Here is a 20876-nt window from a genome sequence, read left to right on the forward strand (position 1 = left end):
CGGTGACGTTGGCGTGTCCGCCGCGCAGCCCCCGTGTTTAGCGGAGCGGCGGACATGGCGGCCGCGTCTCAGGCGGCTAGTGCCCTCAGGTTCTCCTTCTTGTGCTCGCGCAGATGATCCATGTTGAGGTAGCGGGTCGCCTCGAGCCAGTTCTCGTGGATCTCCACCGCCAATGCCCGAACCAGCCGCAAACAGCTCTCTGCAGCGTCCTTTGCTTAGGCGCGGAACCATACGGAGCGATACGGGAAGATTTCTGATTTTAGCCCGCGAAAAAGACAATCAAATCAAACGTCTCAATACATCCTCCGGGCCCACCAAAATTATTTAATATCAATTACTTACATCTGCTTCTTTTCAAGCAGATGTAGATGGGAAAGGGTCAAAATCCAGTGCTTGGCCGCTGATGTCAGCTGACACCGAACAGCCCGCTGAGCCACGCCATCTGGTCGCGTTCCTGGTAGCCTTGCCCGCCTTCGTGGTTGTTGAATTCGTATTCTACCATGGTCTTTTCGCCCGCGTAGGCGTTGAATGCGCCATAAACTGTAGAGGGCGGGCAGACTTCGTCCATCAGGGCCACCGAAAACAGCGCCGCCGCCTTGGACTGCCGGGCGAAGTTGACGCAGTCGAAATAGTTGAGCGTTTCAAAGACTTTCGCCTTCTTTTCGCGATGCTGCGCCAGAAAACGAACGATTTCCAAATAGGGATCGCGCAGGGCAACCTGCACGGCGCGCGGAAAGTCGCACAGAAATGGCACGTCAGGCATTACGGCCTTGACGCGCGGATCGATGCCGCCAACCGCGAGCGAAATACCGCCGCCCTGGCTGTCGCCGCAAACCGCGATGCGTTCGGGATCGACGAAGTCCTGTCCTATCAGGGCATCGATCGCCCGCACACCGTCGGTGAACAGGCGCCGGTAATAGTAGTCATTCTTGTCAAATACGCCGCGGGTCATGAAGCCGGGAATGGACGAGGCTGAGCCGACCGGATCGGCGGTCTCACCGACGCTCCAGGTGCTTCCCTGCCCACGTATATCCATTCGGAAATAGGCAAACCCTGACGCCGCCCAATGCAGCTGCTCATGCGCCAAACCACGGCCGCCGCCATAGCCGATATACTGCACGACGAGGGGCAGCCGCGCCTTGCGGTGCGTCGGCAAGATTAGCCATCCTTTGATCGGATGACCGCCAAATCCCGGAAACGTGACGTCGAAGGACTGGATCGCCTTGAGCGTTGTCTGCGCCCGCACGATACTGACCTCGCCGCCGGCCTGGCGGCCCTCGGCGATGGTCGATGTCCAGAACTGGGCAAAGTCGCCCGGCATGGCGACACCGCTGACATAAGCGGCCAATTCGGGCTGGATCAAATCCAGGAACGGCATTGTTCCTCCAATGTTGAATCAGAAGCAAAGCCGGCGATCGACATGGATGGCTCCGCATTGGGATCCGCCCAGGGAATGGGTCTGCGTATCACCGGCCCACGAGGTCTCACCATGTCCCCTTCGCCATTCTTCTGTGCATTGCTATAGCGCGGCGGCAGATTTTCACCCCGAGGCACCGCTTGAAGGGGCGGTAGCCGCCCCATCCGTATCCCGTTCAGCTGCCCGTCTTGATCCGGGTCCAGAGGCGGGTGAGTACGCGCTGCTCCTGGTGCCCGTAGGGAGAAATCGTGAACAGCTTTTCGAGCGTTTCCTCGGTCGGATAGACGGAGGGGTTCTTGAACACCGCCTCGTCGAGGAATTTCTGGGAGGCCAGATTGCCGTTGGCCGTTTGCACATAGTTGGATGATTTGGCGATGACTTCCGGCTTCATCAGGTAATTGATGAACTCGTGCGCCTCCTCGACATTTTTGGCATCCGCCGGAATGGCAAGATTGTCGAACCACATATAGGTGCCTTCCTTCGGGATCAGATAGTTGATCTTGATCCCGTTCTTGGCCTCCTCGGCGCGGTTCTTCGCCTGCAGTATGTCGCCCGACCAGCCGATGGTGACGCAGATGTCGCCATTGGCGAGACCTTCGATATAAGCCGAGGAATTGAAAGTTCGGACATAGGGGCGGATCTTCGCGTAAACGTCGCCGCCAGCCTCGAGGTCTTCGGTTTTCTTGCTGTCGCCGTCCTTGCCGAGATAGTTCATGGCGATGGCGAGGGCTTCCTCGGGCGCATCGACGATATTGATGCCGCAGCTTTCCAGTTTCGCCGCATTTTCAGGCTTGAAGAGCACGTCCCAGCTGTCGATCGGCACATCGCCAAGCACTGCCTTCACCTTGTCGACATTATAGCCTATGCCGGTCGTGCCCCACATATAGTTGACGGCATGCTCGTTGCCGGGATCGCACTTCGCCAGCAGGTTCATGACTTCGGGCCACATGTTCTTGAGGTTCGGCAGCTTGGACTTGTCGAGCTTCTGGAACACGCCGGCTTGGACTTGGCGGGCCAGGAATGGTCCGGCGGGAACCACCACGTCATAGCCAGACCCGCCGGTAAGCAGCTTGGTCTCAAGAATTTCATTTGAATCGAAGACGTCGTAGACGACCTTGATACCGGTCTCCTTGGTGAAATCCTCGAGGATTGAAATCTCGATATAATCAGACCAGTTGTAGACGTTTAGGACCTTTGCCTGCGCCAACGAGACGCCTGCACAAAACAGGGCAGCCGCCATCGTGACAGCCAGTGCGAATAGCTGTTTCTTCATGAAGATTCTCCTGTTTGGTCCAGCCTGCTGTTCTTCCGGCAGGCCAGGTGTTCCACTCTCGAGAGATCCTTCCAGGTGAGTCCCTGGCAGGGTTCATTGGTGGCTTCTCAAGCTGCCGTCAAAAGCGCTGATGAAAGTGTCGACTTCGTCTCGCGACCAGATCAGTGGCGGGCGTAGCTTGAGGGTTTTAGGCGTCGCTTTCCCAATGAGGATGTTTCGGGCAAGCATGTGTTCAACAAGCCGGTCGGTTTGTGTCACAGCCGGTTCCTTTGTTAGACGATCCGTCACCAGTTCGACGCCGGTCATCATCCCACGTCCGCGTATGTCGCCGATGATGGCGTGCTGTTCAGCCAGATGCCCAAGCTCCTTCCGCAGATAATCTCCTGTGGCGGCGCTCCGCTTGATCAGGTCTTCTCGCTCAATGACATCCAGCACGGCCATGCCGGCCGCGCATGCGACGGTGTTGCCGCCAAAGGTGCTGAACAACAGCGGATAGGTGCCATTGAGGAACCGCTTCATGAGTTCAGAACTGAGGATAACAACGCCCAGAGGGTGGCCGTTTCCAACCGGCTTGCCCATTGTTATGAAGTCAATATTGTTGTCCTTGAGCCCATTCGCCCTGAACCCCCAAAAGGTTCCCATGCGGCCACAACCGGCCTGCACCTCGTCTGCAATGACGAAGGCGCCCGCCGAACGGACCTTTTCCGCGACGAGATTGAAATAGTTTTCTGGGGCCCGCAGCACTCCGCTTGAACATAAGGCGGTGTCGACCATGAACGCCGCCGGCCTGTGGCCTCTTTCGCGCAGGGCAGCTATCGCCCTGTCTGCGTCAGCAGCATATTTTGCTGCGGCTTGGGAATCGTTTGCGAAAGGGCCCCTGTACATGTCCGGGGCCATCAGAGTTTCAATCCAGTTGGGATGCTGATCAGCAGGAAGATGACGCCAGCTTTCATTTGAGAGCGCCGTCGTGAGGTCGGTGCAGCCATGGTAGGCCTGGTCGACGATCAAGCCGCCATCGTGCCGGCTGAGCGACATGGCTATCTGCATCGCCAAATCGTTGGCTTCGCTGCCTGAATTGACGAAGATGCAGGTGTCGAGGTGACCAGGCAGGTCGGCGGTCAGGCGCGCCGCGTATTCGATCGCCACGTCGCACATGTACCGCGTGTTGGTATTCAACGCGCTGGCCTGGCGGTAGATCGCCTTTACCACATGCGGATGGCAATGACCAATCTGAGGGACGTTGTTGTAAACATCCAGATAGGCGGTGCCGTCGGCGGCATACATCCAGGCTCCGCGAGCGCGCGCGATGTGCAGCGGCTCCTTGTAGAAATGCCATATCGATCCCAGGTGAGCTTCGCGCTCATGCCTGAGCACGTCATAGTCAGTTGCGAGAGGCTCGCCACCGCTGGTGGCGTCATACACCGGAAAGCGGCATGCCTGACGAAGCCTGCGGACCGCCTGTGCGCGGCCCTGACGGCTCAGCAACTCCATCATTCGAGGGTAGTGGCTGGCGTCTTCGATGTGGCGGATGCCGGATTCATCCGTAGCTTCTCTCGCTTCCACGATGACAGTGGCCATCGCGAGGCGCAGGAGCATCGCATCGAAAATGAGATCGATCTCATTTTCTTCGAGCGGGTACGTCGAATCGAAGCCTGACGTCACGTCGCAAAGGTAGGCAATCGGATCGTCATCGAATTTCGAGAATGTCTCGGAGGCCGTGACAATGTCGGCAACAATGGAATTGAAGCCCATATCGCCGAAATCGATGATTCCCACCGGCGAGGTACTATCTCTTGGATCGACAAGGATATTGCCGCCATGCGCGTCCTGATGCACGACTTGCCGGCGTGTCTTCAGCAACTGGGGAAGGGTAAAGCGCTCGGCGCGATCGAAAATCTCCTCGCACAATTGCCGAAGCCTGGCGTCGCCAATCTTTACTATCTGCGGGCGCAAGGTAAGGGCGCGTGAGATGTCCCAGAGGTGCACATTGCTGCCTGCGTATGGATGAAAAAAATCGCGTAGCGCGAAGGCAAGCCGTCCAACCATCGCCCCTATGTTGAACCGAGTCCGGGCGGAAAACGCTTCCTCGACTCGCTCCATTACTTCGCCCGAAAGGAACGTCAGCACACGGATCATATGCCGGGAGCCGTGCTCGTCCTCGATCCATTCGTAGGGGGCGTCCGCGAGGGAAGGAACGACGCGAGGCACCGGAAGGGCCGGATCGCGCTCGAAGATATGGTTCAGGGCTTTGACCTGCATGTCCACGACGCCTTCAGGCTCGCTTGCATTCGATATCTTGACGACGACGTCGCGACCATCGGTGCCCTCAATCCGCCAGGACAGATCGCGTTCGGAAGCCAGTTGCCTGTACGTCCCCTCAATCCCGTAACCGGTCGCGACCACGCGCCTTGTCGCTTCCAGCGAAAAATTGGGAAGGTTGCGAAGCAGCAGAGCGTCTGTGCTCATTTCATACCCTGGAACCAAGATCAAAACGCTCGACGCGGCGGCCAAGTCGCTGCTGCACATTTGGCGCCGCAGGCGGCATTGTTGCCCTGCGCATCGCCAGCCGTGCTAGAGGCTAGACCTCTGCCGGCGTCGCAAGAATATCATCCAGAGAACCGATACATTGATTTTTACAAATGTATCTGGTGTGCCTTGATGATCGTGTCGCGGACATAGGCGACGTTGGCAGCCTGTTCACCTGCGCGCGTGGCGACCTCGATGTCGGCGAAATAGGCCTCATCGGCTATGGGAAGTCGGCGCAGACGCCCCTGCTGTTCGAACAAGCTCGCAAAATGCATCGGCAGAACTCCGAGGTAGGCGCCTGACAGGACCATCAAAAGCTGCGCCTCAATATCAAACGTCACGCGGTTTGCGGCTGAGTTGTCAAAGCGGTGGCGCCGGATACCATACCAATAGCCTCTGAGTACCCAGGGATGGCCGTAGCATTCCGCACTCGTAATCGCCTCTTCCTTTCGGTGAAACAACGGATGCGTCGATCCGCAAAATACCGCATGTTCTTCACGGTATATGATCTGGTATTTCAAGCTTGCGACTTTGATGTCGGAACCACCTATTCCAATGTCTATGTCGCTTCCAGCCACCGCCTTTGTTATATCGTTGGGCCGCATGATCTTGAGATTTAACTCGATTTCCGGTGCGGTTTCGGAAAGCTCGGCAATCGCATCAGAAATCCGGAAACTCGGGTCGGTCGCCATGCAGTCGACGATACCGATGCCGACCTTTCCCGCCAAAACGCTTCTGAGGCACGAAAGCCGGGCCGAGTTGGCGTCCAGCATCCTGGTGATTTCCGTACTGATTTCGTAAACCCGGCGCCCCTCTTCTGTGAGCGAAAACCCGCGGCGCCCCCGTTCACACAACTTCACGCCAAGCCGTTGCTCAAGCGCGGTCAGATGGTTGGAGACCGTAGGTTGGCTAAGCGACAGTTCCATCTGTGCTGCAGATATGCCGCCATTGCGGACCACGCTTTCAAAGACACGAAACAGATGGAGATCGGACCCCGATATCTTCATGAATTCAGATTGCACCAAACGCACTGGATGGCAAATTCCTGGAGACGTCCGGGTGTAGCTGCTTACGGCATTTTCTGATCGCAGTCGCTGGGCGGGTTATTGACCTCGTGTCCAGACAATGATTGGATATGTGGATACAAAAATACTTTAGGGCCATATGCCAGCAGAATTTTCGACAGAGCCACGTATGTCCGCCACCGCAGAGGAGGAGGCGTACAGCCATGTTCAGCGGGCCCTCCGCCTCGGCCGCTACAAACCGGGCGACCGGCTCATTCCCGAGGAGATTGCGGCCGAAATCGGCATGAGCCGAATGCCGGTGCGGGAGGCCTTTCGGCGCCTGGCTTCCGACGGGCTGGTGGTTCTGCGCCCCAATCGGGGATGTGTCGTCGCCGGCCTAACCGTTGATGAGCTTTACGAGATTTTCGAGATACGTTCCGTTCTGGAAGGACTCGCGGTCAGGCTTGCGATGCCGCGGATCGACGAGGAGGAACTCGAAGAGCTCGAGCGCCTGCTCGATCGTATGGAACGCGCGGGCCAGAGCGGCAGCAGCGATTGGGTGGTCCGCCATCAGGAATTCCATGGCCGCATCTGTGCGCTCAGCCGGAGGCCCAAGCTCATACACCAGATTTCGGCGCTGCATGTGCTGATAGAGCCCTACATGCGCATCTGGTTCGATGATGCCGACAAGCCGCATTCTGCACGCGAGGAGCACGCCGCTGTGATCGCAGCATTGCGTTCGGGCGAACCTCACCATGCGGAACAGGTGATGCAGGAACATATTCTCGGCACGGCACCGATGCTGGCCGAGTTCGTGACTCCGAGCCGGTGATCGACGCCGGCCTGAGAGGAATGGCCCAAAACCGGCAACAAACCGGAACCGGCCACGGGAACAGCTGGATCAGCCTATGAAAGGGGAACGCACATGAAAATTCATCGCCTGGCCGCCGCCGCGGCCGTATTTGGCATGCTCAGCTTTGTCCAGACCACGTTCGCGCAGGATGCGCCAAAGGCCATAACCATCGCGAGCGAGGGTGCCTACGCTCCCTGGAACTTCACCACCGCCGACGGCAAGCTCGACGGTTTTGAGATCGAGCTCGCCAACGACCTGTGCGCCCGGATGAAGGTCGAGTGCACGATCATCGCCCAGGACTGGGAGGGCCTCATCCCTTCGCTGAAGGTGGGTAAGTTCGACGTGATCATGGCCGGCATGTTCATAACACCGAAGCGACTCGAGACCATTGACTTCACGCAGCCATATGCGGTCGATCCAGGCGGGTTCGCCGTCGCGAAGGACAGCGAGCTCGGCAAGCTCGGCCGTCTGGCGGAAAAATACAATCTGAACGACGAGGCGGCGTCGGCTGCAGCGATCGAGAAGCTGAAGCCACTTCTCAAGGGAAAGGTGGTCGGCGTCCAGGCCGCGACGACCATGCTCGAGTTCCTGAAAAAATACTTCGCCGACACAATCGAAATTCGCGAGTACAAGACGACCGAGCAGCATGACCTCGACCTGGCGGCCGGCCGGATCGATGCGCTGTTTGCACAGCAGACAGCCCTCGCCGCGACGCTCGCAAAGCCTGAATTCGCCGATTTCACAGTTGCCGGGCCAGGCTTCGTCGGCGGCCTGTTCGGCTTCGGAACCGGTGCGGGATTGCGCAAGGAAGACGCCAAGCTCAAGGAGATGCTGAACGCCGCGATCGACGGCGCAATCGCTGACGGCACCATCAAGCGCCTGTCGGAAAAATGGCTGAAGGCGGATGTGACGCCAGTCAAATAGGCGCGGGCGGAGCTGCCTGGCGGAACGGCGCGAGCCGTTTGCGCCGGGCAGCGCGCTGAAAGGCTCCGGTTCATATATGGACATCACGCATATTCTCGCACTGGCGGAGGGCGGCTGGGGGGCGGCCCTAGTCATCGCATCCGGTGTTACGCTATCGTTGTCGGTCCTCGGCTTTCTCCTCGGCGCCGTCTTCGGCGCGCTGGCGGCCGGTGGTCGGCTCTCCTCGCGCCGCATCCCGTCTTGGCTCGCGAACGCCTACGGCACGTTATTTCGGGGGGTGCCCGACCTCCTCACGATCTATCTGCTCTACTACGGTGGCAGCATTGCACTGACGCAGCTCGGCGAATTCTTCGGCAACGCCGGCTTTATCGGACTGCCGGCTTTTGCAACGGGTGTCCTGGCGCTCGGTATCATATCAGGTGCCTATCAGGCCGAGGTCTATCGCGGCGCCTACCAAGCCGTGGATAGCGGCCAGTTTGATGCGTCGAAGGCGCTTGGCCTGTCCCGATTTCAATCACTGCGCCTGGTCACCATGCCGCAATTGATGCGCCATGCTCTGCCCGGGCTCGGAAATGTCTGGCAGCTGGTGCTCAAGGATTCCGCACTGATTTCCGTGATCGGCCTCGTCGAGCTGATGCGACAAGCGCAGATCGGCGCCGGATCTACACGAGAACCCTTCATCTTCTACATAGCTGCGGGCTTGCTCTACTTCGTGATTGCGGCCATGACCGCCTCGGTCTTCCGCTACGGCGAGACTCGAGCATGGCGAGGCACAGTCCGCGCGTGATCGACTTCGCCTTCTTTCTCGAGATTGTTCCCACCCTTCTCTCCGGCTTGCCGCTGACTTTGCAGCTTGCGGGCTGGTCGATCAGCATCGGCTTCGTCGTGGCCCTGCTGCTCGCACTGGCGCAACAGGGAAACCACTGGATACTGGTCTGGCCGATTCGGTCCTTTGTCGCCGTCTTTCGCGGCACGCCCCTGCTCGTGCAGATTTTCCTCATCTATTACGGCCTCGGACAATTCCGTCCGTCGCTCCAGGCGGCCGGGCTCTGGTGGCTGTTCCGCGAGCCCTATTGGTGCGCGATCCTCGCGCTCAGCCTAAACACTGCGGCCTATGGCAGCGAGATCCTGCGCGGCGCGATACAGGGCGTGCCGCGCGGCCTTGTCGAGGCCGCCTCCGCCTTCGGCATGTCGCGGCTGCTGACGCTGCGCCTCGTCATCCTGCCCCTGGCCCTGCGCCAAGCGATCCCGAGCTACGGCAACGAAATCATCCTCATGATCAAGGGCACGTCGCTTGCATCGATCATCACGCTGCTGGAGGTCACCGGCATCGCGCAGGGGCTCATTTCCCAGACCTATCGCGCCGTCGAGGTCTTCGTCGCCGCCGGCGCGATCTATCTCACGCTCAATTTCACAATCATCTCGGCACTGAACGCGCTGGAAACCTGGCTCACACCTTACCGGGCGCGGGCGTGAGACCTGCGTTTGCGGTAATGACGAGGAGAACGAACGAAATGCGCAATTTCGAGAAGCCGACGCGATCCGTTGCCGTGTCGCGCCATGCGATGGCGGCGACCTCGCACCCTTCCGCTACCCTCACCGCGCTGCAGATCATGGATTTCGGCGGCAACGCCATGGATGCGGCCATTGCCGCCTGCGCGGTGCAGTGCGTCGTGGAGCCCGGTTCGACCGGCATCGGCGGCGACTGTTTTGCGCTCTACGCGCCCAACGGTTCCGACAAGGTCATCGCCTACAACGGGTCTGGCCGGACGCCGGCGGCCCTCACCGCCGACTGGTTCAATGAGCGAGGACTGACGGAGGTGCCCCGCCAGTCGCCCGCGGCGGTAACGATCCCCGGGGCAATCGACGCGTGGACACGCCTCCACGCCGATCACGGCCAACTCCCCTTTGCCGACGTGCTCGCGCCCGCGATCCGGCTTGCTGAAGAGGGTTACGCGATCACGCCGCGCGTTCATCGCGATTGGTCCATCGAAGAAAAACTGCTCGCCGCCGACGCGACGGCCGCGCGAATCTTCCTACCCGGCGGACGGGCTCCAGGGATCGGCGAGGTTCACCGTCAGCCGGAGCTGGCGGATACGCTAAGACGCATTGCCGCCGAGGGACGCGGCGCATTCTACGAGGGGCCTGTCGCCGAGGACATGGTGTCCTATCTGAATTCGCTCGGCGGACTCCACACGCTGGAAGACTTCACGAGTGCGCGCGGAGAATATGTCACACCGGTCACTACTGATTTTCGCGGCCACACGATCCATGAATGTCCACCGAACGGCCAGGGCATAATCGCTCTCCTGATCCTCAACATCCTGAGCCGCTTCGAAGCCAAGGGGGATCCGCAGTCGCCCGACCGGCTGCATGTCGAGATCGAAGCAACGCGCCTTGCCTATGCCGCCCGTGACGCCTGGATCGCCGACGCGGAAAAGGCCGACGTGCCTGTGGACGAACTGCTGTCGGAAGCGCTGGCCGACAGGCTTGCGGCAATGATCGACCTGAGAAAGGCACTGATCGATCTGCCCCCCTTCGAAATGCCGCTTCATCGCGACACCGTCTATATCTCGGTCGTCGACCGCGACCGCAATGCCGTGAGCTTCATCAACTCCATCTTCGACAGTTTCGGCACCGGGCTGGTCGCACCCCGCTCGGGCGTCATCCTGCACAATCGCGGCCAGAGTTTCTCGCTCAAGCCCGGCCATCCGAATCTGATCGGACCGTCGAAGCGCCCGCTTCACACGATCATTCCGGGCATGCTGACGCGCAACGGCAGGGTGGAAATGCCGTTCGGCGTCATGGGCGGCTACTATCAGGCGCTCGGCCATGCCCATCTGATCTCCAAGGTCCTCGACTACGGTATGGACCTGCAGGAGGCGATCGACCTGCCGCGCGTGATGCCGACCTCTAGCGGGACGAGAGTGGAGGCAGAGCACACAGTTCACGGCTTGACCAAAGCCGAGCTCGAACTGCGAGGCTTCACCTTCTGTCCAGCGGAAGATCCGATCGGCGGCGCTCAAGCGATTCGCATCGACTGGGAGAACGGCACTCTGACGGGCGCTTCGGAACCAAGGAAAGACGGCGTTGCGCTCGGAGTCTAAGGGTCTCCCGACCACCGCAAAGATGCAATTGCCTTAGGCTGCCAGGAGGGAAATCGAATGACGCGCAATCCTCGTGATCGATGTCCAGAAAGTCTATATCGATCCTGCCTCGCCCCTGCATTGCGTCGGGAATTCCGATCGCGTCGGCGGGGCACGCAGCCGGTGATCTCGTGGTTCATGTCCGCCACGTTCATCGTGCTGATGGCTCGGACGCTGGCCGTATGTTTGATTTCAGCGGCGAGCCAGGTGAACTCGGATTCGTCGCGGGCCCCGAGGAGGTCGAGGACGACCCGAGACTCAAGGTCCCAGCCGGCGCCCTGACGATTAGCAAACAGCGCTACTCCTGCTTCGCGGGCACCGGTCTGGAGCAGATGCTGCGGGAAATGTCGGTAAATCGTATCGTCGTGACCGGGTTCATGACCAATTTCTGCTGCGAGGCCGCGGCGAGGCATGGTCACGATCTCGTTTCTTCGTCGATTTCTTAGTCGATGCCACTGGATGCCCCGTGACCTGCCACTGAATTTTCATCCAGTCGCAATTAGAGCCTCGGCGGTTGGTGATACGCCGTAGGGCGCGGCCCGAGCAACCGGCGAAGACGCGGAGCCGCCAAATAGTGCAGCGTCTTCTTGCGGTGAGTGTCGCGGCGAAGGTCGCCGGCGTCCGATAGCCGAGCGACGAGTGCGGCCGCGTGCCGACAGGCCGATCGCGGCCTGCAGATGCGCGACCGCCTCGCGCCTGGCGGCGGGCCCTACCATTTTTTGAGAGCAGCTCGCGCAGCGCCGAGGAGCGTACCGGGCACAGCCGTCGCGGCGTAGGTTCATTCCCAAGCCCGACGGCCGACTACGCCCGCTCGGCCTGGCGGCGCTGGAGGACAAGATTGTCCAGCGCGCGGTGAGCGAGGTGCTGAACGCGATCTACGAGGAAGACTTCCTCGGGTTCTCGTACGGGTTCCGGCCGGAGCGCAGCCAGCATGATGTGCTGGACGCACTTGCGGTCGGGATCGAGCGGGCACGGGTGAACTGGGTGCTGGACGCCGACATCGCCGGGTTCTTCGATGCGGTCAGTCACGACTGGCTGATCCGCTTCGCCGAGCACCGCATCGGCGACCGGCGGGTGATCCGTCTGATCCGCAAATGGCTTAAGGCCGGGGTGATGGAGGATGGCGTGGAGACGCCGAGCGAGGCGGGCACACCGCAAGGCGCGGTGATTTCGCCGCTGCTGGCGAACATCTATCGCCCCTACGTCTTCGACCTGTGGGCACATCGGTGGCGACGCCGCCACGCCCGCGGTAAGGTCATCCTCGTGCGCTATGCCGACGACATCGTCGCCGGCTTCGAGCACAAGGCCGACGCCGAGCGGTTCCTGGCGGACCTGCACAAGAGGCTGGCGGGGTTTGCGCTGGCGCTGCATCCGGACAAGACGCGCCTGATCGAGTTCGGCCGCTTTGCGGCGACCAACCGCGAAAGGGCCGGCCTTGGCAAGCCGGAGACGTTCAATTTCCTGGGGTTCACGCATATCTGTGGCCGCTCGCGCAAGGGCCGCTTCCAGCTCCGGCGGAAGTCCCGGAGCGACCGGATGCAGGCCAAACTGCGTGCGCTCAAGGCAGAACTCACGCGGCGCCGGCACCAAGCGATCCCCGACCAGGGGCGATGGCTCAAAAGGGTCGTCATCGGCTGGTACAACTACCATGCCGTCCCGACCAACGGCCCCGCCCTCGGCGCCTTCCGCGACCGCGTGACCGAACTCTGGTTCCGGGCGTTGCGGCGACGCAGCCAGAAAGATCGGACCAAATGGGATCGCATCCGGCGGATCGCTGGCCAGTAGCTGCCGAAACCGCGCATCCTCCACCCATGGCCCAGCGCGCGCTTCGCCGTCACTCATCCAAGGTCCAAGGTGGGAGCCGGATGCCTTAATCGGGCCCGTCCGGTTCTGTGCGGGGGGCGCTCAGCAATGAACGTCCCTACCGCGATTGCACTATTTTTTTGCTGCTCACCGGCCGCCCGATTTCGACATCGGCGGCGCGGCAATGCAAGTCGAGCTGAGCAAAACTTGGCAAAATGTGCACTGTCACCGTAATTCCCTGTGTTCGGCTCCGGGAGCCACGCGGCCGACTACGGCGAGGCTGAGGCCGAGTATGAGCGGCTGATCGACGAGGACTTCGGCCCTCCATTTAGCCCGACGGGCGGCTGAAGCGGCGGTCCATGGAACGCTATGAGGCTGCAAACATTTATCCCCGAGATCCGCGCGTTCACCTCAGTCGGTTTCGAGACCTTCGCGAGCATAAAGGATCCAGGATCGATAAAGCTGATTGAGCCCAGGCGGCGAAGCCATTGATGGCTCGAGAGCAGTCCTTGCGCCTACGATTGGCGTTTTGCCGCCGCGCCAGTCCGCGAAAGGGCCAGCCATGGCGGCAAAGCAGCGCAGTAAAGCCCCGATCCCCAAATACCCGCTCTGGATCACTCTGCCCTATACGCTTTTTGTCGCCGTGCTCACGCCGGTATACTGGTTGCGATACGGCCCCGGCAATTTCCTGTGGTTCTCCGATATTGCGCTCTTTGCCGTGCTGATCGCGTTGTGGACCGGCAGCCGACTCCTCTATTCGATGATGGCAGTCGGCGTTCTGCCGCTCGAGTTCGCCTGGTTGGCGGACTTCGTGACCGGCGGCAAGCTGACCGGGCTCGCTGCCTACATGTTCGATCCAAGGGAGCCCGCATATGCGAGGGCGCTGTCCGGCTTTCATTTGTTCATGCCGGTCATCATTATTTTCATGCTGATCCGGCAAGGCTACGACCGCCGCGCGTTCAAAGCGCAGACCGCTCTCGCCTGGGTGGTACTGGCTGCAAGTTACTGGTTCACCCGGCCCGACGAGAACATCAACTGGGTGCACGGGTTTGGTCCGGAGCGGCAGAAGATCTTGCCGCCACGCATGTATCTCGGCCTGTACATGGTGCTCCTGCCCCTGGTCGCCTACTTGCCGGTCCATCTCGTATTGAAACGGCTGTTCCGGCCGTAGGCGGCCATGCGGAGACGACGGGCGAATTCCAATGCGCTGCGCGACCGGCCGAGGAGGTAGCGCCGATGCAAGCAGGCGAGGGAGCGCAGCGCCAGACACCAGATCTGCGGCCTTTCGGTTCGAGTTGGGGTAGCTCGGCGCCTCATCGGCTCGGCATCTTAGTCCAGCTATTTCGAGGCTGGAAAGACCCTTGGGGCGATGCGTGCGGCAAAAGGCGGTAACGACGTGCGAATGGAATGGTTGGCGCGACCGATCGAGCATGCCGCGACGGCAAGTAAACTGGTGCGAAACCAGCATCTGTGACTTCTGCTGAGCCGGAATTACGACCCGAGACGACTTAGGTGAGCTGCGGCGTGAACGACCGCTTTGCGCCGCGTGTCGGCCATAGAGGGTGCCCTGCCACTGCCCGAAAGCAGACATCACCGACGGCAAGGCTGTAGGTCCACGTTGCGCCATTTCAGGACATTCGTGGCGTTTCTCCAAACCTGCCGTTCGCGGTTCGGCAGGCTTATGTAGGAATGCGTTCGCTCTTCGTCCTTTGCCCGCCGCGACCAGTTCAATTTCGCGCAGCGAGCGTCCGCAAAGTCCAGCAAGGCAGTCAGTCATAGCATTGGCAGAAAATGACGGCTCCCCACCGATGCGGACGCCGGCTGAATTGGGTGGGGCTATTCAGCGTCTGTTCAGGTCGCGAATGAAACGATCGCCGTTACGAACCGCTTGTGGGGTACGCTGATGCTGAAAGGCCTTTTACTTGCTATTGCGGTTGCCTTGATCGCCTCGCCCGCGCACTATCCAATGGGCACACGGAGGCCTTATCCAGCTTGACCAAGCTGCAGTCGTGATGCTCTTGGCAAGCGGGAAAATCAAACGGGCTTGTTCAGTGAGTGCAGCAAAGTTCCCCTTAGCGCGTCTATCTGTGCGCGAAGATCACCGATGCAAAGCCGTGTATTACTGTGGTCCAGCTAGACCGACCCTCAGCGAATGCTTCTCGCGTCACACCGTCGACGGATCCGTTCTCAAGCTCAAGATTCGGCCTCTGGCCGTGTCGGCTTGACCATCTCGCCGAGGTCCGGCTCTCCACAGCGTGCCAAGATCGCTTGGCGTGCTGCGTCTCGAAGACGCAATGCCGATTCAAAATCGGTTCCTGAAGGCACGATGGGGGCGCCGATCTCGATTGTGACCGGCGTCCATCGGGGAAACCATTGGTCACCGCGCAGCATGGATCGCGTTCCACGGATGATGCCGGGCAATACCGGCAGGTCGGCGTCCACCGCAATCTTGAAAGCCCCAAGATAGAAGGCGGAGAGCCCTGGCCTGCGCGTGAACGTGCCCTCAGGGAAGAACACGAGAATGTGCCCCTGCCCGGCGATTTTGGTCAAGGCCTTAAGGTCGGAAAGGCTGCCGGTAACATCATAGCGCTCGACAAACAGTGTGCTTAACCGGCGCAGGAAGGGCCCGGCAAAGACCTGTCCCGCCAGCTCCTTCTTGGCCACGAAAGCTGGTTCCCTTGGCAGAACCGCAGCCAAGACCAAGGCGTCCATGTAGCTCGAATGGTTGAACGCGAGCACCGCGTTGCGGCGGGGAATGTGCTCGATGCCGCTCGCCGTGATGGTCACGCCGACGAGGGCGAGCGCAGCACGGGCGATCATCCTCACCGCGGCCCAGCGCCAGTCGAGTCGCGGAAGAAGCGTCACCGCCAGCCACGCCAACAGGAAGCTGCAGGCCACGACGATCCACCACCATCCGGCGTAGAGCACGTCGGCGAGAAGCCGGCGCAGCCGCTTCAGTTGCGGACCTGCTCCCGCAAGCGACAGCCGCAAGACTTGCCACCAGAGCGAGCGTTGCGGCGTTCCAATTGTCCCGCTCTCGTAAAGCTCCTTGGCCGCGCTGCGGCGAATTTTCCCGCTGGATGTCTTCGGCACGGCTCGCGGCGGCGCGAGGACCATATCGTCGGGAGGCGTCCCGGCGACATCCGTTGCAACCGCATGAGCGCGTTTTTGCAACTCCGCGCGGGCGGATTTGTCGGTCTCGCGCGTTTCCGCCACGACAACCACACGCTCCGTTCCGGTGGATTGATCGGTGGCGCCGAACACGACGACGCCTCCCTTGCGCACGCCGGGGATGCCCGCGACAGCCTCTTCGACCTCTTGCGGGTAGATGTGACGCCCGGCGCGGATGATGATGTCCTTTACCCGGCCGGTGATGTAGACATCGCCGCTCGCCACGTATGCCCTGTCTCCGCTGTCGAGCCAGCCATCGCGGAACAGCTCGCGCGTCTTGGCATCGTTTCGGAAATAGCCGGAGGTCGCCGATGGGCCGCGGAATTCGAGCCGGCCTTCCTGGCGGTCGCCAACTTCGCGGCCGGTCCTATCGACGATGCGGACTTCATGACCTGGCAGTGGATGTCCGCAAGCGACGATTTCAAGCGGTTTCGGATCGCCGGTGCCGGCGGGCGCGGCTGCGCCACGGCCGGTCAGCGCGGTACGATCCACGCGATCGATGATCGGCGGGCGGCCCGGCGGAGGAAAGGCCAGCCCCACCGTGTTCTCGGCCAGGCCGTAGACCGGCGCCATGGCTCCCGGCTTGAAGCCATGATGCTCAAATCTTTCAATGAACCGACGCAGCGTTTGGACGCTGACCGGCTCCGCCCCGTTTGCGACCATGCGGAGCGAGCTTAGATCAAGCCCTTCGAGATCGGCGTCGTCTATCTTGGCGAGACAGAACTCAAATCCGAAGTTCGGGGAAGCGGACAGGGTGGCGCGAAAACTGTGCATGGCCCAGAGCCAGCTCTCCGGGCGCACGAGAAAGCTCAATGGCGACATCGCATAAAGCGGAGCGCCAAAATGAAGGCACCCCAACCACGCGCCGATCAGCCCCATGTCGTGATAGAGCGGCAACCAGCTGATAAAGATGTCAGCCGAACTCGCCTCCATCACCGCGCCCATGGTCCGAATATTGGCAAGCAGATTGGCGTGGCTCAGCACGACGCCTTTCGGATCTCCAGTGCTGCCTGACGTATATTGTATCAGCGCGGTCGAGCGGTCGTCCGTGACCGGCGGCAGCGGCGTGGCTGCGGAATCGGTGCTGAGACTTGCGACGCTCTCGACGCTGTCCAGGGTTTCGACCTGTCCGCGTAGCAGCGCTGCAGGGCCCATTCCTTCCTGCATGGTGACGAGCATGCGGGCGCCGGCATTGCTCAAGATGCCGGCCTGGCGACGCAGATGGTCCTCGATCTGCGACAGCCGCATCGGCGGATAGATCGGCACCGGCACGGCTCCGGCGTAGAGAATGCCGAAGAATGCGGAGAAGAAATCGAGGCTCGTGGGCAGCATCAAAGCGACACGATCGCCCGGCTCGACATTGCGGCTGATCAATCCGGCCGCGACGGCGCGAGCCGATTGCGCCAGTTCCGCGTAAGTCATTGCCCCCAATGCCGTCGTGTCGTCCTGCAGGATAGTCAGGTGCAGGCGATCGGGATGCTGCGCTACGTGCCAGTCGAGAACCTCGACGAGCGTCCCGGCCTCGCTGGCAGCCGGAACGGGAGGAAGGTCGGAGGGCGCCTGTACGGTGCGGGCCGGGCCTGGTCGGGCGCCGGCATGTTCGAGAGCATTGACCAGATCGCCAATCGTGTCCGCCTCGCCGACTATTTGAGTAGGCAGTCGCACCCGGAACGCGCGCTCGATCCGCAGAATCAGCTCCGTCCGACCAAGGCTGTCGATACCGAGATCCCTTTCGATCCGGCTTGATGGCGAAATGTCGATCGCATTTGCACGTTGTGGCTGAAGCTCGTTCACGAACTCGCGCACAACGGCGATCAGGTCGCCCTCGCGTGATCTCCTGTCATCGGTAGTCGTGGCAACCATCTCCGTGCCCGTTTTCAAGCCATGCCAACGGCTTCAGGCAATTGGACGTTGATGCGATCAAGCGTACGGTCAGAGCAATCTGCGCATGGCATTGATGCGGATTGAAGCCGTTGGCGGCGGCAGCCATTGTGTTTTAACTATAGCGTTCCGGCGGCTCTGCAACGGCCGGGAGCTAGTAAACTAATCAGGTTCAGGCTGTTGCTCCGGCAACTCGCTCGGCGGAACGATGGGCGTCGTGCCTGTCTTAGGCGGGGGCCTTTCGATTTCTTTGGTCTTCGTGTGAAGGCAGTCTGACCACGCCGGTTGCACCGAATCCGTATCCGGAGTGAGGCACGTTCAGAACAATCTGCGGATACAGAGCAAGGCCGGTGTTCTCATGGGCGCCGGACGCAGCACTCATGACACGCCGGGAGGTTCGACCGGTGGTGGCAACACCCAACGATATTCTGATGCGGAGCGTGCAGGCGAGGGACGCCACCGGAACCCTATCGCGGTGCGCGGCATTCCATCTATGATGGAGGAACGGGAGGCGTTTTTTCATGAGCCTGCGTACTTTCCGCCGCGACACCATCACCAGGCCTATATTCAAGTGGGCCTCGCGCGCCACACCGCCAATCTCCGGGACCGAGCGGGACGCGATCGAGGCTGGCACAGTGTGGTGGGACGGCGAGCTCTTCACCGGCAATCCCGACTGGAACAAGCTTCTCGCCATGCCGCCCGCGAAACTGTCCGCGGAGGAGCAGGCCTTCATGGATGGGCCGGTGCGCGAACTCTGCGCCATGGTCGACGACTGGAAGGTCAACTGGGAGGACCGCGACCTGCCGCGTGAGGTCTGGGATTTCCTGCGCGAGAAGAAATTCTTCGGCATGATCATACCGAAGAAATATGGCGGCCTCGGCTTTTCCAATACCGCGCATTCGGAAGTCGTCCGCACCGTCTCCTCCTGCAGCGTGGTGGCGGGCGTGACGGTGATGGTGCCGAATTCGCTGGGTCCCGGCGAATTGCTGATGCATTTCGGCACCGACGAGCAACGGGATTACTGGTTGCCCAGGCTTGCCGACGGGCGCGAAATCCCCTGTTTCGCCCTGACTTCGCCGGATGCCGGCTCGGATGCGGCGGCGATGACCGACACCGGCATTGTCGAATATGGTGAGTGGGAGGGCGAGAAGATTCTGGGCATCAGGCTCAACTTCCATAAGCGCTACATCACGCTCGGACCGATCGCCACGGTCGTGGGCCTCGCGTTCAAGATGTACGACCCGGAAAATCGTCTGGGCCGTGGAGCGGAACTTGGCATCACGGTTGCGCTCCTACCGACTTCGACGCCGGGCGTGACCCATGGCGAGCGGCACATTCCGCAATTCACCCATTTCCAGAACGGTCCGCTCTACGGGAAGGACGTGTTTTTGCCGCTCGACCTGATCCTCGGCGGCGAGAAGCAGATCGGCGAAGGCTGGAAGATGCTGATGACCGCACTTGCCGCCGGCCGCGGCATTTCGCTGCCCTCCCAGTCGGCGGCCGCCGCCGCCATATGTGCGCGCGCCACGGGAGCCTATGCGCGGGTCAGGACCCAGTTCGATGTGCCGATCGGCATGTTCGAGGGCATCCGGAAGCCGCTCGCCGACCTCGCTGCGAATATCTACCTGATCGATGCCGCAAGGCGGCTCACCATCGCCGCCCTCGACGAGCGACACAGGCCATCGGTGATCTCGGCCATCATAAAATTCCACGCCACCGAACACATGCGCGAGTCCGTCGAGAAGGCGATGGACATTCACGGTGGCAAGTCGATCATCGACGGCCCGAGAAATTATCTTGGCAGCCAATACAGGTCGGCCCCGATCGGCATCACGGTCGAGGGCGCCAATATCCTCACGCGCAACCTGATGATCTTCGGGCAGGGCGCGGTCCGCTCGCATCCGTACATGCTGAAGGAGATGCTGGCGCTGGCCGACGAGGACGAGAAGAAGGGCCTGGACGCCTTCGACAAGGCAATCTGGCGCCATCTCGGTCATGCGTTCGCCACCGCCGGACGGGCCTTCGTGCGCGGCTGGTCGGGCGGGCGCATCGGGCCGGCCCCGGATGGCGCGGCGATGCCCGGCTACTGGAAACAGCTTTCGCGCCATGCCGCGGCCTTCGCACTGCTCGCCGATTTCGCGCTGCTGACGCTGGGCGGCGCGCTCAAGCGCAAGGAGATGATTTCGGCCAGGCTGGGCGACGTCCTGGCGGAACTCTATCTGCTCGGCGCGGTTCTGAAGCGCTTCGAGACGGAGGGGCGGCGGGAAGAAGACCGGCCGATCGTCGACTATGTGATGCGCCAGGGCCAGGGCCGCATGGCGGCCGCTTTTGCCGGCGTGCTCGACAATTTGCCGGCGCGCTGGGCGGCTTATCTTGTCAGGCTGCTCGCATTTCCCGTGGGCGTACCCGCTCCGATGCCGTCCGACGAACTGACGAACGCGGTGGCCGAAACGCTGATGAAGGATTCGCCGCAGCGCGACCGGCTGACGCTGGACATCTATCTGGGCGAAGGACACAAGGAGCACCCGCTGAAGGATCTCGAGCAGGCATTCAAGCTGGTCACCGCCGCGGCATCCATCGAGAAGAAGATGCGCGAGGAGCATGTGGACGATCCGCAGGTCGCCCGCGACAAGGGCATCATCAGCGCGGCGGAGTTCGAGCAGCTTGCCGAAGCCAAGGCGGCGGCGGATCGCGTGGTGGCCGTCGACGCTTTCCCCATGGAAGAGGTGTCGCCGATTGCAGCGCAGCACCGACGGAAAAAGGCGGCGCGCAACAAGCGCTCCACCCGCTCGGAGGCCGCCGAATAGAGGCAGGCGGCGGACGTCGAGATCGCTTTGGCATTAACGCAGTTGGCGCGCGCAGTGCCGGATCGCCCCGG

General features: G+C 61.3%; 14 protein-coding genes and 2 pseudogenes. 9 read left to right on the plus strand and 7 right to left on the minus strand.

From position 1 onward, the window contains the following. Positions 1-68 precede the first annotated feature (68 nt). The 5 genes and pseudogenes from EN807_RS12665 to EN807_RS12685 form a co-directional block, all read right to left on the minus strand. Positions 69-200: pseudogene (locus EN807_RS12665) on the minus strand (IS256 family transposase); the annotation flags it as partial. 206 nt (positions 201-406) lie between these two features. Next, complete coding sequence (locus EN807_RS12670; RefSeq protein ID WP_135935144.1) at positions 407-1378, minus strand: acetylxylan esterase; 972 nt, start codon at positions 1376-1378, stop codon at positions 407-409. Positions 1379-1592: 214 nt separating this feature from the next. Next, positions 1593-2690, minus strand: coding sequence for a polyamine ABC transporter substrate-binding protein (locus EN807_RS12675; RefSeq protein ID WP_135935145.1), 1098 nt, complete (start codon positions 2688-2690; stop codon positions 1593-1595). Positions 2691-2783: 93 nt separating this feature from the next. Continuing rightward, complete coding sequence (locus tag EN807_RS12680; RefSeq protein WP_189522398.1) at positions 2784-5156, minus strand: aminotransferase class III-fold pyridoxal phosphate-dependent enzyme; 2373 nt, start codon at positions 5154-5156, stop codon at positions 2784-2786. 167 nt (positions 5157-5323) lie between these two features. Next, positions 5324-6247: a LysR family transcriptional regulator gene (locus EN807_RS12685; RefSeq protein WP_135935147.1), complete on the minus strand. Its 924-nt coding sequence runs from the start codon at positions 6245-6247 to the stop codon at positions 5324-5326. A gap of 163 nt (positions 6248-6410) precedes the next feature. Here EN807_RS12685 and EN807_RS12690 point away from each other — a divergent pair, with 163 nt between their 5' ends. From EN807_RS12690 to EN807_RS12715, 6 genes are all read left to right on the plus strand, one after another. Further along, positions 6411-7052, plus strand: coding sequence for a GntR family transcriptional regulator (locus tag EN807_RS12690; protein WP_246684071.1), 642 nt, complete (start codon positions 6411-6413; stop codon positions 7050-7052). Between the two features lie 93 nt (positions 7053-7145). Further along, a complete protein-coding gene (locus tag EN807_RS12695; RefSeq protein ID WP_065011376.1) occupies positions 7146-7997 on the plus strand; it encodes a transporter substrate-binding domain-containing protein in 852 nt (283 codons plus the stop codon). Positions 7998-8073: 76 nt separating this feature from the next. Next, positions 8074-8784 (plus strand): ABC transporter permease, encoded by a 711-nt coding sequence (locus tag EN807_RS12700; RefSeq protein ID WP_135935149.1) that lies wholly within the window; start codon positions 8074-8076, stop codon positions 8782-8784. After that, the gene (locus EN807_RS12705) at positions 8781-9473 is read left to right on the plus strand and encodes an ABC transporter permease (protein ID WP_135935850.1); all 693 of its coding nucleotides are present in this window, start codon (positions 8781-8783) and stop codon (positions 9471-9473) included. The genes EN807_RS12700 and EN807_RS12705 overlap by 4 nt, the downstream gene beginning before the upstream one ends. Positions 9474-9511: 38 nt before the next feature. Next, complete coding sequence (gene ggt / locus EN807_RS12710) at positions 9512-11104, plus strand: gamma-glutamyltransferase (protein WP_135935150.1); 1593 nt, start codon at positions 9512-9514, stop codon at positions 11102-11104. Between the two features lie 80 nt (positions 11105-11184). Beyond that, positions 11185-11589, plus strand: a complete 405-nt coding sequence (locus tag EN807_RS12715) for an isochorismatase family cysteine hydrolase (RefSeq protein WP_135935151.1) — start codon at positions 11185-11187, stop codon at positions 11587-11589. A gap of 39 nt (positions 11590-11628) precedes the next feature. On the opposite strand, the pseudogene EN807_RS36475 reads toward EN807_RS12715, so the two are convergent. Continuing rightward, a pseudogene (locus EN807_RS36475) lies at positions 11629-11791 on the minus strand (IS3 family transposase); the annotation flags it as partial. A 132-nt stretch (positions 11792-11923) separates the two neighbouring features. Here EN807_RS36475 and EN807_RS12720 point away from each other — a divergent pair. Both EN807_RS12720 and EN807_RS12725 read left to right on the plus strand, forming a co-directional pair. Next, positions 11924-12928, plus strand: a complete 1005-nt coding sequence (locus EN807_RS12720; RefSeq protein WP_348640244.1) for a reverse transcriptase domain-containing protein — start codon at positions 11924-11926, stop codon at positions 12926-12928. A gap of 580 nt (positions 12929-13508) precedes the next feature. Continuing rightward, complete coding sequence (locus tag EN807_RS12725) at positions 13509-14117, plus strand: hypothetical protein (protein WP_210239976.1); 609 nt, start codon at positions 13509-13511, stop codon at positions 14115-14117. Positions 14118-15139: 1022 nt separating this feature from the next. On the opposite strand, the gene EN807_RS12730 is transcribed toward EN807_RS12725, so the two are convergent. Continuing rightward, positions 15140-17980, minus strand: a complete 2841-nt coding sequence (locus EN807_RS12730) for an AMP-binding protein (RefSeq protein ID WP_135935152.1) — start codon at positions 17978-17980, stop codon at positions 15140-15142. A 539-nt stretch (positions 17981-18519) separates the two neighbouring features. Here EN807_RS12730 and EN807_RS12735 point away from each other — a divergent pair. After that, positions 18520-20805, plus strand: coding sequence for an acyl-CoA dehydrogenase (locus EN807_RS12735; protein ID WP_135935153.1), 2286 nt, complete (start codon positions 18520-18522; stop codon positions 20803-20805). The last annotated feature ends 71 nt before the right edge of the window (positions 20806-20876 follow it).

This window comes from Mesorhizobium sp. M5C.F.Ca.ET.164.01.1.1 (genome assembly GCF_004792125.1).
Classification (GTDB): Bacteria; Pseudomonadota; Alphaproteobacteria; order Rhizobiales; family Rhizobiaceae; genus Mesorhizobium; species Mesorhizobium wenxiniae.